The following is a 13,185-nucleotide window of genomic DNA, read 5'->3' as shown; positions in this document are numbered from 1 at the left end:
CGGCCGTCCTCGTCCTGGGACTCCGCTACGGGGCCGGGGTGGCGGCCGCGACGGCGGGGCCGGTGAGGAGGGTACCGGTCTCGGAGTAGGGCCAGCCGTTGGGCACGCAGCCGTGCAGGCCCTTGATCTGCTGCATCATCACCGGTGCCGGCTCGCCCGGGCCGGGGCAGTCGACGTGGCCGAGGCCGAGGACGTGGCCGACCTCGTGGTTGACGGCGAGGGCGTGGTAGAGCTCGGGCCGGCCGGTGTAGAACTCCGTCAGCTCGGTCCAGCGCTTGACGTTGATGACGACCTGGTGGCCCACGCCGCAGTTGACCCAGCCACCGGTGTCCAGCCCGTACTGGCCGCATATCCGGTCGGTGGTCTCCGGGGTCGCCAGGTAGACGGTGAAGTCCACCGGGTCGGCGGGCACGCGTTGGAAGGACCGGGTGCCGTCCGCGGCCCAGCCGCGCCGGACGTCGCCGAGGACGGCGTCGACCTCGGCGGCGAACCGGTCGGGGCTCTCCTTGAGCCCCTTCTCGGCGCGCACCTTGTAGCGGAGGAGCTGCTCGCCGGTGCCGAAGCGGGCGGACCCGCCGGGGGCCGTGGTGAACGCCTCCGCCAACGGCTTCTGCCGGGCGGGGGCGGCCGGGCTCCACGGGTGCCACCACAGCAGACCGGCCGTCAGGGCGCCGGTCACCACCACCGCGAGCGCACCCGTCCAGGCCTTCCGCCGCCGGAGGGCGGCCAGGGCCCTCACCGGCCGCACCGCGGCGCGGGCCGTGGCACCCGGAGTCTCGGAAGGGCGGCGCTGACTGGACGGAGACGGTCCGGGGCCTGGGTCGACATGGTGGTGCGGCACTCCTGTACAAGGGACGAACGTATGCACGATTGTGCAGGAAAGAACGGACCCCGACGGACCACCGGTTCAGCCGACCGTCCCGGGGGGTGCCGGAGCCGGGCCCCCGGCACCCCCCGACCTCAGACTCCGGCGGCCTCCGCCAGACGGGTTTCCAGCGCCCCGGCCAGCTCCGCGACGGTCTCCGGAGCGAAGGCGTGCTCGTTGTAGCGCAGCCAGCAGACCAGCCCGCCGTCCGGCTGCTCGACCGCCGCCAGCTCCGGCACGTGCCGGTCGCCGCCCGGCATCGGGTACGGGACGGTCGCACTGCGCGGCACCTCCCAGGCGGTGCAGGCCAGCCCCGGCAGTTGGGCCGGGGCGCTCCAGCTCTCGTAGCGCAGCCAGGCGGCGAACGGCACCCGGGGGCTGAACTCGGCGAACGGGTAGAGCTGGTGGTCCAGCGCGGCCGTCGAGGCGGCCCTGACCCGGGCGAGCAGCTCGGCGAACCCGGGCGCACCCGCGGCGTCGATCCGCAGCAGCAGCGACTGGACGAAGCAGCCGACGGCCCGCTCCGCCTCCGGCTCGGTCCGGCCCGGCACCGGGGTCATCAGCACCAGGTCGGACTGGCCGCTGCGGTCCGCCAACAGGCCCAGCCAGACCGCCGCGAGCGCCTGGAAGGGGGTCGCGCCCGCCTCGCCCGCCCGGGCCCGCAGGGCCTCCGCCCGCTCCGCCGGGACGGCCAGCCGGTGGGCCGCGCTCAGCACGACCTCGGTGTCCCGCCGCCCCGGGAAGGGCTCCACCGCCTGCGGTGCGCCCGCCAGGGTGCGGGCGAAGTGGGCGCGGGAGGCCGGCCAGTGGGAGTTCGACCAGGTGACGAGCTCGCGGTAGGCCCGCCCGGGCCGGGGCTCGGGCGCCGACCGGCCGCGCCGCAGCGCCGAGTAGACCACGCCCAGGTCGCGCAGCAGCACCCCGACCGACCAGCCGTCGGCGACCATGTGGTGCACCGCGAGCAGCACGGCGTGGTCCTCGGGGCCCCGGGTGACCACGGCGAGGCGGGTCATCGGCCCCTCGGCGACATCGGTCACCAGGTCCCGGACGGCGACCAGCCGGGCGGAGACCTCGTCGTCGCTCTCGCCCCGGGCCTCGGCGAGCACGGTCTCCACGTTCGGCTCCTCGTCGAGCACGGCGCGATGGATCCCCGGCTGCCCGGCGTCCGGCACCGGGACGAACCTCGTCCGCAGGGCCGGGTGACGGCGCGCCACCTCGCGCAGCGCCTCGGCCAGCAGGTCGGTGCGCAGCGGCTCGGTGACCCGGAACATCACCGCCACCGAGCCGACGTTGCGGCCCTCGGCCTCGGCCGTCCAGCGCAGGAAGTTCTCCTGCTGGGAGGTGAGCGGGACGTCGTGCGGCTGGGCGCGCAGCTCCCGGAGGAAGGCCGAGACCTCCTCGTCGGCCGCCGGGCCGGCCGCCTCCGCCGTGGGCGGCGCCTCCTTGAGCCAGGCGGCCTGGGCCCGCAGCGAGGGCCGTTCGAAGACCAGGGCGGTGCTCGCCGTGACGCCGAACTCGGCGGAGATCGCGGCGGCCAGCTGGACGGCGCGGAAGGAGTCCCCGCCGAGGGCGAAGAACTCGTCCTCCACCGCCCGGACCGGGCGGCCCAGCACCCGCCGCCAGAGTCCGGCCAGCGCGACCTCGCGGTCGGTGGCCGGCGGGGTGCCGGGGGCGGCCGGGCGGTCGGCCGCTTCGGCGAACCGGGCCCGCAGTTCGTGCTTGAGGACCTTTCCGCTGGGGTTGCGCGGCAGCCGGTCGGTGACCAGGATCCGGACGGGCAGTTCGCCGCGCCCGAGCCGGGCGCTCAGGAAGAGCCGCAGCTCGTCGAGGTCCAGGCCGTCGGCGGCGGGCACCACGGCGGCGACCGGCACGGCGCCCATCACGGGGTGCGGGACGCCCAGCGCCGCCGCGTCCGCGACCTGCGGGTGGGCGTGCAGGACGTCCTCGATCCGCAGGGTGGAGACCTTCAGCGCACCGGACTTGATGAGGTCGCTCTCCCGGTCCACCAGGTAGAGGTAGCCGTCGGCGTCGAGCCGGCCGAGGTCGCCCATCCGCACCCAGCCGTCGCGGAAGACCGCGGCCGACTCGACGCCCCCGGCCACGTAGCCGCGCGGCGGGCCGGGCTGGCGCAGCCAGACCTCGCCGACGGCGCCGGGCTCCACCGGGCGGCCGTCGGCGCCGAGCAGCCGCAGGTCGGCCGGGTTGGCCGGACGGCCGACCGAGCCCGGGCGGCGGGCGTCCACGACGGCCGATATCTGGGCCGGCGAGGACTCCGCGGAGGTGTAGGTGTTGACGACGGTCGCGGTGGGGAGCGCGGCGGTGAGCGCCGTCGCGACCGGGGCGGGCAGCGCCGCCGCCGAGGAGCTGACCAGCAGCACGCTGCCGAGGTCCCGGCGGCCGGCCACACCGGAGTTCAGCAGCTCCACGGCCATCGACGGCACCAGGAAGACGGTGCCCACCCGGTGTTCCTCGACGGTCCGGCCGAACTCCTCGGCGTCGAAGCGCGGCAGACAGATCGTCGCGGGCGCGGCGACCAGCGCGTTGACCAGGACGACCTGCGCCGCGTTGGTGCCGATCGGGAAGGCGTGCACGGCGTGCGCCGAGTGGGCGTACGGGCGCGGCCGCGGGTCGAGCCGCTGGCCGGCGGTGAGGCTGGCGTGCGCGGCCCGCACGCCCTTGGGCGCCCCGGTGGTGCCGGAGGTGCCGATCACCTGGGCGAGGTCCTCGGGGCGGGGCCGGTGCGGCGGCTCGGCGGGGGTGTCGGTCACCGCCTCCAGCGCGGCGAGCCGCAGGCAGGGCACGCCGGCCCCGGCTCCCCGGGGGTCGTCCGCCTTACTGGCCAGCGCCAGCCGTACCTCGCTCGCCGACGCGAGCCGCGTGGTGTCCTCCCGGCCGAGGTCCTCGCGGACCACCACCCCGGCCGCGCCCGCGTAGTGCACGGCGAGGAAGGCCACCGCGTACTCGTCCCACGCGCGGTTGGGGAAGAGCAGCAGCACCCGGTCCCCGGGGCGGACCCCGGCGCGGGCGAGTCCGTGGGCAGCGCGGACGGCGCGCTCGCGCCACCGGCGGTAGTCGAGCGGAGCGCCGCCCGGGACGATCAGGGCGGTCCGGTCGGGGTGCCGGGCCGCCCGGTCGTCCAGCAGATCGGGCAGCGTGAGCGGGGCACTGACGGTGGATCGGGTGTTGATGACGACTCCCGGAAAGGGCCAGGACAGGGGGACGGCCGATCGGCCGGACGGGTGACTGGTCCAGACCGTAGCGGCTGTGCGGCCCAGCCCGCCAGAGCCGTCCGGCCGTCGTCCCGTCGCCGGGCCGGCGCCGCCCCCGCCGCTGGGCCACTCGGCGGGCATCGGGTGTGTCGCACCGTCAGCTGCCGTGCGACGCGCCACCGCGCGCCCTAGCGTGACCACCCCCAGGCCGCCACCGGAGGGAGAGCCGTGCCGAGACCACGCCACCGGGCCGCACTCGTCCTGGCCCAGCTGCTGACCCTGGCCCTCGCCGCCTGCGGCGGCGGCGCCGACGGCGGGAGCGGACCGGTCACCCTCGACTGGTACAACTTCCCCGACGACTCCGGCGCCCTCCAGCAGGCCGCCGACTCCTGCGGCCGGGCCTCCGGCGGCCGCTACTCGATCCGCTACAACAAGCTGCCGCGCACCGCCGACGGCCAGCGCCAGCAGCTGGTCCGCCGGCTCGCCGCGCACGACGCCGGCGTGGACATCATGGGCCTGGACGTCACCTGGGCGCCCGAGTTCGCCGAGGCCGGCTGGATCCGCGAGTGGACCGGCGCGCTGAAGGAGCAGGCCGGCGCCGACACCCTGGCCGCCGCGCTGAAGACCGCCACCTGGAAGGACCGGCTGTACGCCGTCCCCTACAACTCCAACACCCAACTGCTCTGGTACCGCGACGACCTGGTGCCCACCCCGCCGCGCACCTGGGCCGAGATGCTCGCCGCGGCCGGTGAGCTGGCCAAGGCCGGCAAGCCGCACTTCGTCGAGGTCCAGGGCGCCCAGTACGAGGGCCTGACGGTCTGGTTCAACACCCTGGTGACCAGCGCCGGCGGCTCGGTGCTCACCCCCGACGCCACCGCGCCCTCGCTCGGCCCGCCCGCCGTCACCGCCGCCGGCGTCATCCGGGACCTCGCCCACTCCCCCGCCGCCGACCCCTCGCTCTCCAACCAGATGGAGGACCAGAACCGGCTGGCGATGGAGTCCGGCACGGCCGCCTTCGAACTCAACTACCCCTTCGTCTACCCCTCCATGAAGGCCGACCGGCCCGAGCTGTTCCCGCACTTCCGCTGGGCGCCCTACCCCGCCGTCCTCCCGGACCGCCCGGCGAGCGTGACCATCGGCGGGATCGACCTCGCGGTCGGTGCCTACAGCCGGCACCCCGACCTGGCCCAGGAGGCCACCCTCTGCCTGCGCAACCGCGACAACCAGCTGACCAACGCGCTCAAGGGCGGCCTGCCGCCCTCGCTGCGCAGCCTCTACACCGCCGCCGAACTCACCGACAGCTACCCGTTCGCCGCCGATGTGCTGGCGGCGCTGGACTCCGCCTCCGTCCGGCCGCAGACGCCCGCCTACCAGAACGTCTCGATCGCGATCTCGCACGCGCTCTCCCCGCCGTCGGCCGTCCAGCCGGAGAGCACCGTCTCCGCGCTGAGCGGCCAGCTCCGGGACGCGCTCGGCTCGAAGGGGCTGATCCCGTGACCAGGCCGCCCACCGTCCTCGGGGCAGCGCCGAAGGCCCTGTCCGAGGGCTCGCGGCAGGAGCGCCGGCTCGGCTGGCTGCTCTGCGCCCCGGCCGTGCTGGTGATGACCGCCGTGACGGCCTATCCGGTCGGCTACGCCGTCTACCTCTCCCTCCAGCGCTACGACCTGCGCTTCCCCCAGCAGGCGAAGTTCGTCTGGTTCGGCAACTACGCCGCCGTGCTCACCTCCCCGTTCTGGTGGCAGGCGCTCTGGGTGACGGTGCTGATCACCGCCGTCTCGGTGGCCATCGAGCTGGTGCTCGGGCTCGCCCTGGCGCTGGTGATGCACCGGGCGGTGTTCGGCCGGGGCGCGGTGCGCACCGCCGTCCTGGTGCCGTACGGGATCGTCACCGTGGTCGCCGCCTACTCCTGGCAGTACGCCTGGACGCCCGGCACCGGCTACCTCGCCGCGCTGCTGCCCGAGGGCAGCGCCCCGCTCACCGACCACTGGCAGGCGATCGGGCTGATCATCCTGGCCGAGGTGTGGAAGACCACGCCCTTCATGGCGCTCCTGCTGCTGGCCGGCCTGGCCCTCGTCCCCGGTGAGACCGTACGGGCCGCGATGGTGGACGGCGCGACCTTCGGCCAGCGGCTGCGGCTGGTGATCCTGCCGCTGATGAAGCCGGCCGTGCTGGTCGCCCTGCTCTTCCGGACCCTCGACGCGTTCCGGGTCTTCGACAACATCTACGTGCTGACCGGCGGCTCCAACGACACCGGCTCGGTGTCGATCCTCGGCTACGACAACCTCTTCACCGCACTCAACCTGGGCATCGGCTCGGCGATCTCGGTGCTGATCTTCCTCTGCGTGGCGGTGATCGCGCTGGTCTTCATCAAGGTGTTCGGCGCCTCGGCGCCCGGCGGCGGGACGGAGGGCCGATGACCGCCCGACAGACGCGCACGGCGGCCGGCTGGGGAGTCGTCAACCTGCTGGTGGTGCTCTACGCGCTGTTCCCGGTCTGGTGGATCGCGGCGCTCTCCTTCAAGGACCCGAGCACGCTCGACGACGGCGACTTCGTCCCGCGCAAGTGGACGCTGGAGAACTACCGCGGCATCTTCCAGACCTCGGACTTCACCCGCGCCCTGATCAACTCGATCGGCATCGCCGTCATCGCCACCACCATCGCGGTGGTGCTCGGCACCATGGCCGCCTACGCGGTGGCCCGGCTGCGCTTCCCGGGCAAGCGGCTGCTGATCGGGATGTCGCTGCTGATCGCGATGTTCCCGCCGATCTCGCTCGTCTCGCCGCTGTTCAACATCGAGCGGGTGCTCGGCCTCTTCGACACCTGGGCGGGCCTGATCATCCCGTACATGACGTTCTCCCTGCCGCTGGCCATCTACACCCTGTCGGCGTTCTTCCGGGAGATCCCGTGGGACCTGGAGAAGGCGGCGAAGGTGGACGGCGCGACGCCCGCGCAGGCGTTCCGGCTGGTGATCGCGCCGCTGGCGGCGCCGGGTGTGTTCACCACCGGGATCCTGGTCTTCATCTTCTGCTGGAACGACTTCCTGTTCGCCATCTCGCTGACCTCCACCAACGCCGCGCGGACCGTCCCGGCCGCGATCGCGTTCTTCACCGGCAGTTCGCAGTTCCAGCAGCCGACCGGTTCGATCGCCGCGGCCGCCGTGGTGATCACGGTGCCGATCGTGGTGTTCGTGCTGCTGTTCCAGCGCCGCATCGTGGCCGGCCTCACCGCCGGCGCCGTCAAGGGCTGACGCCGGGCTCCACGACGCACGGTCGCAGCACGCAGGCCCAGGAAGCACGTCCAAGGAAGGCAGGCAGGGCATGGCCGAGATCGTCCTCGACGGGATCACCAAGCGCTATCCGGACGGCGCGGTCGCCGTCCACGGCATCGACCTGACCGTCGCGGACGGCGAGTTCGTGATCCTGGTCGGCCCCTCGGGCTGCGGGAAGTCCACCACCCTCAACATGATCGCGGGCCTGGAGGACATCACCGAGGGCACCCTGCGGATCGGCGGCCAGGTGGTCAACGACCGGGCCCCCAAGGACCGGGACATCGCCATGGTGTTCCAGAGCTACGCGCTCTACCCGCACATGAGCGTGCGCGAGAACATGGGCTTCGCCCTGCGCCTGGCGAAGACCGACAAGGCGGTGATCACCGCCAAGGTCGAGGAGGCCGCCCGGATCCTCGACCTCACCGAGCACCTGGACCGCCGCCCCGCCAACCTCTCCGGCGGCCAGCGCCAGCGGGTCGCGATGGGCCGGGCGATCGTCCGCGACCCCAAGGCCTTCCTGATGGACGAGCCGCTCTCCAACCTCGACGCCAAGCTCCGGGTGCAGATGCGCACCCAGATCTCCCGCCTCCAGCGCCGGCTCGGCACCACCACCGTCTACGTCACGCACGACCAGGTCGAGGCGATGACGCTCGGCGACCGGGTGGTGGTGCTGCGCGGCGGCGTCGTCCAGCAGGTCGGCGCCCCGCAGCAGCTCTACGACGAGCCGGTGAACCTCTTCGTCGCCGGGTTCATCGGCTCGCCGGGGATGAACTTCCTGGACGCCACCCTGGAGCAGGGCGTGCTGCGCACCGCGCTGGCCGACCTGCCGGTGAGCGACCGGCTCCGGCAGCGGCTGACCGCCGCGGACGCGCCGCGCGAGGTCGTGGTCGGCCTGCGGCCCGAGCACTTCGAGGACGCGGCCCTGCTGGAGCACCCGCCGGGCGGACGGACGGCCACGGTCGACGTCGAGGTGCTGGAGTCGGTCGGCTCGGACGTCTTCGTGCACTTCACGGTGGCGGGCCAGACACCCGTCCCGGGCGCGCTGGAGGAGCTGGCCGCGCAGCAGCGCGACACCGGCGCCGGCACGGGCGGGCGCGAGGTGGTGGCCCGGATCGGCACCGACACCCGGGCCGCCGAGGGCAGCCCGCTGGAGCTGTGGATCGACACCGACCGGCTGCACGTCTTCGACCCGGTCACCGGGGCCGCCCTCAGCCACGCCGACAGCTGAGCGGCGGCTGCCGGGCGGGCGGCGGCCGGGCGGCGGCCGCCGTCGACGTGCCGGAGCGGGCGATCCGGGCGATCATGGGGAAACGCGCCTCGAAAGGTGGAATGCGATGTTCCAGCTCCTGTGGATTCTGCTCATCGGTTTCGTGCTGGGCGTCCTGGCCAAGCTGATCCTGCGCGGCCCGCAGGCGATCCCCTGGTGGCTGACGATGCTGCTCGGCGCCGCCGGGGCCTGGCTGGGCAACGCGGTGGCCGGCTGGGTGGGCGTCCGGCACACCTCGGGCATCGACTGGATCCGCCACGTGCTCCAGCTCGCCTTCGCCGTCGGCCTGGTCGCCCTCGTCGCCCCCGCCTGGAGCAGGTCGCACCCCAGCCGGTAGGACCGCCGCCGGACACCCCGGTTGTCGGTGGTGTCGGGCAGACTTCCGTCGGGGTCCGAGCGCCGGGCCCCGACGGAGGTGGCAGATGGCATTCGGCGGCACCTGGCGGCTCCTGCACCGGGGCGGGCCGATCGGCGAGATCCTGGTCGACGACGGCGACTTCCCCTGGCTGAGCGGACGGTTCGTCCCGGCAGCCGGCTTCGCCGAGGTCGCGCCGTGGTTCGCCGAGTCGCGCGCGCTGCTGGAGGCCGAGGACCACGACGGCTTCGACCGCGTCTACGACCGGATCGCCGGGGAGCTCACGCTCATCGCCCCGGACGGTCCCGTCGCGGAGTTCCTGCTGCACATCGACGGCGACCGCGCGTCGTTCCGCTGGTCGGACGAGCCCTTCGAGGAGGACACGCCCTGACGCCCCCGAGGGCCGCCGGCGGGCGGTGGGACCGGGCACGTACGACCGCGGCTAGACTCGCTCGACCGAAGTGGACACCTGTCCGGTCGGGTGCGGGCGCCGGCGGCGCGGTACCGGCCGGGGATCGCGCGAGGGACAGAACATGGTCGAGGCCTCCCCCAAGGTCGTTGTGGTCGTACCCACGTACAACGAGCGGGAGAACCTGCCGGTCCTCGCGGGGCTGCTCGCGGACCTGCGGCTGCCCGGTCTGTGCCTGCTGGTGGTCGACGACAACTCCCCGGACGGCACCGGCGACGTCGCGGACAAGCTCGCCGCGGAGGCGCCCGGCCGGGTCGGCGTGCTGCACCGCACCGAGAAGGACGGGCTCGGCCGGGCCTACGTCGCGGGCATGACCCGGGCCCTGGAGGAGGGCGCCGACGTGGTGGTCCAGATGGACGCCGACCTGTCACACCCGGCCTCGGTGCTCCCGCTCATGGTCGAGACGCTGCTGGCCGACGACACCACCGCCGTGGTGCTCGGCTCGCGCTACGTGCCGGGCGGCTCGACCGCCGAGGAGTGGCCGTGGCACCGCAAGGCGCTGTCGGCCTGGGCGAACTTCTACGTCAACACCATCCTCGGCCTCGGGGTGAGGGACGCCACCGCCGGGTTCAAGGCCTGGCGGGCGGAGGCCCTGCGGGCGATCGACCTGCCCTCGGTGGAAAGCAACGGGTACTCGTTCCAGGTCGAGCTGAACTACCGCGTCATCCAGCGGGGGCTGCGGATCCGCGAGGTGCCGATCCGCTTCGAGGAGCGGGTCGAGGGCACCTCCAAGATGAGCCTCGGGGTGCAGCTCGAATCGGCGCTCGCACCGTGGAAGCTGCTGCGCGAGCAGCGCCGCCGGCCGTAGCGGCTTCCTCCGCTGCGCCGGACGAGCGGCTCTTTCGAGTGCCGGTCGGGCGGATCGGCGGTGTGAGCGGCCGCGGCGGGGAAAGAAGGGCGGCATGGCCCTTCTCCCGGAGTCCTTCGCCACCAGGCTGCGCCGCGGTGCCCGAGAACCCTTCGTCGTCCAGACGGTCCGGGCCACGGTGGCCGCCACCCTCTCCTACGCGGTGGCGACGCAGCTGAGCAGCGAGCCGGCCCCGCTGACCGCGCCCCTGACGGCGCTGCTGGTCGTCCAGGTCACCGTCTACTCGACGCTGACCACCAGCATCCGCCGGGTCAACTCGGTGGTCGTCGGGGTGCTGATCGCGATCGGGTTCAGCTCGGTGGTCGGGCTCTCCTGGTGGAGCCTGGGCCTGATCATCCTGGCCTCGCTGACCGTCGGCCGGTTCGTCCGGGTGGACGAGTTCGTCCAGGAGGTGGCGATCAGCGCCATGCTCATCCTGGGGGTCAGCCAGGTGACCTCGCAGGCCTGGGACCGGGTGCTGGAGACGCTGATCGGCGCCACCGTCGGACTGCTGTTCAACCTGGTGTTCGCCGCGCCGGTCTGGGTGGACACGGCCGGCGAGTCGATCGAGGACCTCGCCCGGCGGGCCCGGCACCTGCTGCTCGGCATCGCCGAGGAGCTCGGCCGGCCCACTCCCGTCGAACGCGCGGCCGAGCGGCTGCACGAGGCCCGCCGGCTCGACCAGGCCATCGCGGACGTCGACGGGGCACTGCGCCAGGCCGAGGACAGCCTGCGGCTCAACCCCCGGATCAGCGAGGGGCTGCTCTCCCGGCTGGTGCTGCGGACCGGCCTGGACACGCTGGAGATCTGCGTGGTGGTGATCCGGGTGCTGGCCCGCTCGCTCACCGACCTGGCCAAGCGGCGGGCCCCGGGCGAACGGCTCTTCCCGGCCGAGGTGGCCCTCGCGCTGGAGGAGCTGCTGGGCCACCTCGGCGGGGCGCTGGTGAGCTTCGCGGTGCTGGTCACCACCCAGGTGAGCCGCAACGCCGAGGAGGCCGAACGGCGGCTGACCGCCGAGCTGGCGGCCGCCTGGGCCAGCCGGGAGAACGTCGCCCAGCTGCTGCTGCTCCGGGTGCAGGAGCACCCGGAGGCCTGGCAGCTGCACGGAGCGCTGCTGGCCGAGGTGGACCGGATCCTCGACGAACTCGATCTGGAGCACCGCAGCCGGCGCCTGATGGAGGAGCTGGACCGGGCCTCGGTGGCGAACCGGGAGCGGTTCTCCCGGTTCGCCCGGCTGCGCCGGCTGGCCCGGGGCGAGCGGCTGAACCCGGCCCGGCTGCGCCGGCGCCGGGCGGCCGGGCAGCGGGCCTGAGCGCCGGGGCCCGGGGGTCAGGGCATCGACCAGGGTTCCTGCGGGAGCGGGCGGCCGGTCTCCAGGTAGGTCTTCAGGTTGGAGAGGACCGCCGACCAGCCGGCCGTGGAGTCGGCCAGCTCGGCCTCGTCGGCGAGGTCGTCGTGGGTGACGGTAAGCCGGGTGAGGTCCCGGTGGCCGTCGAGCTCGAAGGTGACCCGGGACGGACCGGCGGGGCGCCGTTCGTCCGGGCCGGCCCAGGTGGTGACGAGGCGGTGCGGGCGGTCGACGGCCTCGACCGTGCCCACCACGTCGGCGGTGCCGGCGGCGTCGGTGCGCCGGTGCTCCCAGGGCGCGCCCGGGAGCCAGGTGGAGACGTTGCGGTGGCCCCAGTAGACCGCGGACTCGTCGGCGCTGGTGAGGGCGTGCCAGACCTGCTCGGGCGTGGCACGGAGGTAGAGGCTGTAGCGGAGCGCGGGGACGGTCATGGGGTCAGCCCCGGGCTGCGTCGAGCAGCGGCTGGATCTCGATCTTCTGCATCCGGAGCATCGCCGCGGTGACCCGGCCGACCCTGGCCGGGTCCGGGTCGGCGATCAGCTCGATCAGGACGCGGGGGACGATCTGCCAGGAGAGGCCGTAGCGGTCCTTGAGCCAGCCGCACGGACCGCCCGCACCGCCGTCGGCGGTGAGCTTCGCCCAGAGCTCGTCGACCTCCTGCTGGTCGGCGCAGTCGACCTGGAGCGAGATCGCCTCGGTGAAGGGGAACATCGGGCCGCCGTTGAGGGCGACGAAGCCCTGGCCGTCGAGTTCGAAGGCGACGGTCATGACCGTGCCCGCCTCGCCGGGGCCCTCCTCGGCGTAGTGGGTCACGGCTGTGATCCGGGAGTTGGCGAAGACCGAGGTGTAGAAGCGGGCGGCCTCTTCGGCCTGGGTGTCGAACCAGAGGAAAGTGGTGATCTTCTGCATGGCCCGACGCTAGCCGCCGGGCCCGGGCGGGCGGGTCAGTGCACCCAGCCCGCGTACCGCTGGGTGAAGCGCAGGCCGGTGCCGGCCGTCACGACGACGTCGTAGCGGCCCTGCTTGTCCAGCGGCCAGGCGAGGTTGACCTGCTTGCCGGGCTTGACCCAGACCGTCTGCGCGGTGCCCGCGAAGTCGTTGGGCACCGCGGTGAAGCCGATGTCGGTCATGCCGTCGTTGACCAGCTGGAGGGTGAGCCGGGAGGAGTTGCTCAGGTCGGCCGTCACGATCGGCACGCCGATGTCGTTCTGGCCGTCCTGGCCGTCGCGGACGACGGTGCCGGCGAAGCGGCGGACGAAGCCGTCGGGGCCGTGGACGGTGAAGTCGTAGCGGCCGTGGGTCGCGGCGGCGTCCCAGACGTAGCTGGCGGTGGCACCGGGCGCCACCGTGTAGGGCGTCCCCGCGAACGGGAGGACGATGTTCGGGTAGACGGTGTAGGGGAAGGCGACCGAGCCGTCGTTGCTCAGGGTGCAGGTGACCTTGCCGGTCTTCCGGTCCACCTCGATGTCGGCCCAGGGCTGGTAGGGCAGGTGGCGGTGGGGGCGCTCGCCGGGTTCCTGGACGGGCATCGACTGGGTGCCGGTGGCGGGCAGGGCG

At 73.9% G+C, this 13,185-nt stretch carries 13 protein-coding genes; 8 read left to right on the top strand and 5 right to left on the bottom strand.

The window, feature by feature from the left end; genetic code table 11:
* Positions 1-25 precede the first annotated feature (25 nt).
* Entirely contained in the window at positions 26-739 is a 714-nt protein-coding gene (locus ACWDRR_RS25460; RefSeq protein ID WP_449774527.1) for a DUF3152 domain-containing protein, read from the bottom strand.
* A 221-nt stretch (positions 740-960) separates the two neighbouring features.
* Entirely contained in the window at positions 961-4,215 is a 3,255-nt protein-coding gene (locus tag ACWDRR_RS25455) for an AMP-binding protein (protein WP_449774526.1), read from the bottom strand.
* Positions 4,216-4,302: 87 nt separating this feature from the next.
* Between ACWDRR_RS25455 and ACWDRR_RS25450 the strand changes: the two genes are divergently transcribed.
* The 8 genes from ACWDRR_RS25450 to ACWDRR_RS25415 all read left to right on the top strand — a co-directional run bounded on the left by ACWDRR_RS25450 (position 4,303) and on the right by ACWDRR_RS25415 (position 11,592).
* The gene (locus ACWDRR_RS25450) at positions 4,303-5,571 is read left to right on the top strand and encodes an ABC transporter substrate-binding protein (RefSeq protein ID WP_449774525.1); all 1,269 of its coding nucleotides are present in this window, start codon (positions 4,303-4,305) and stop codon (positions 5,569-5,571) included.
* Positions 5,568-6,491 carry a carbohydrate ABC transporter permease gene (locus ACWDRR_RS25445; RefSeq protein ID WP_449774524.1) on the top strand — a complete coding sequence of 308 codons (924 nt, stop codon included), beginning with the start codon at positions 5,568-5,570 and terminating at the stop codon, positions 6,489-6,491. The genes ACWDRR_RS25450 and ACWDRR_RS25445 overlap by 4 nt, the downstream gene beginning before the upstream one ends.
* A complete protein-coding gene (locus tag ACWDRR_RS25440; protein ID WP_449774523.1) occupies positions 6,488-7,321 on the top strand; it encodes a carbohydrate ABC transporter permease in 834 nt (277 codons plus the stop codon). Before ACWDRR_RS25445 ends, ACWDRR_RS25440 begins: the two co-directional genes overlap by 4 nt.
* 70 nt (positions 7,322-7,391) lie before the next feature.
* Positions 7,392-8,570 (top strand): ABC transporter ATP-binding protein, encoded by a 1,179-nt coding sequence (locus tag ACWDRR_RS25435; protein ID WP_449774522.1) that lies wholly within the window; start codon positions 7,392-7,394, stop codon positions 8,568-8,570.
* 106 nt (positions 8,571-8,676) lie between these two features.
* On the top strand, positions 8,677-8,946 hold the full coding sequence (locus ACWDRR_RS25430) for a GlsB/YeaQ/YmgE family stress response membrane protein (protein WP_449774521.1): 270 nt from the start codon (positions 8,677-8,679) through the stop codon (positions 8,944-8,946).
* Between the two features lie 85 nt (positions 8,947-9,031).
* Positions 9,032-9,355, top strand: coding sequence for a hypothetical protein (locus tag ACWDRR_RS25425; RefSeq protein WP_449774520.1), 324 nt, complete (start codon positions 9,032-9,034; stop codon positions 9,353-9,355).
* 142 nt (positions 9,356-9,497) lie between these two features.
* A complete protein-coding gene (locus ACWDRR_RS25420) occupies positions 9,498-10,241 on the top strand; it encodes a polyprenol monophosphomannose synthase (RefSeq protein WP_449774519.1) in 744 nt (247 codons plus the stop codon).
* A 94-nt stretch (positions 10,242-10,335) separates the two neighbouring features.
* Entirely contained in the window at positions 10,336-11,592 is a 1,257-nt protein-coding gene (locus ACWDRR_RS25415; protein WP_449774518.1) for an aromatic acid exporter family protein, read from the top strand.
* Between the two features lie 17 nt (positions 11,593-11,609).
* Here the strand turns inward: ACWDRR_RS25415 and ACWDRR_RS25410 are convergent, their stop codons facing one another.
* The 3 genes from ACWDRR_RS25410 to ACWDRR_RS25400 all read right to left on the bottom strand — a co-directional run.
* Positions 11,610-12,059 (bottom strand): SRPBCC family protein, encoded by a 450-nt coding sequence (locus ACWDRR_RS25410; protein WP_449774517.1) that lies wholly within the window; start codon positions 12,057-12,059, stop codon positions 11,610-11,612.
* 4 nt (positions 12,060-12,063) lie between these two features.
* Positions 12,064-12,537, bottom strand: a complete 474-nt coding sequence (locus tag ACWDRR_RS25405; protein ID WP_449774516.1) for a VOC family protein — start codon at positions 12,535-12,537, stop codon at positions 12,064-12,066.
* Positions 12,538-12,572: 35 nt separating this feature from the next.
* The coding region (locus ACWDRR_RS25400) for a phospholipase domain-containing protein (protein ID WP_449774515.1) at positions 12,573-13,185 on the bottom strand (613 nt) is incomplete at its 5' end.

The organism is Kitasatospora sp. NPDC003701, assembly GCF_053587085.1.
This window is presented reverse-complemented; position numbering and strand designations above follow the sequence as displayed.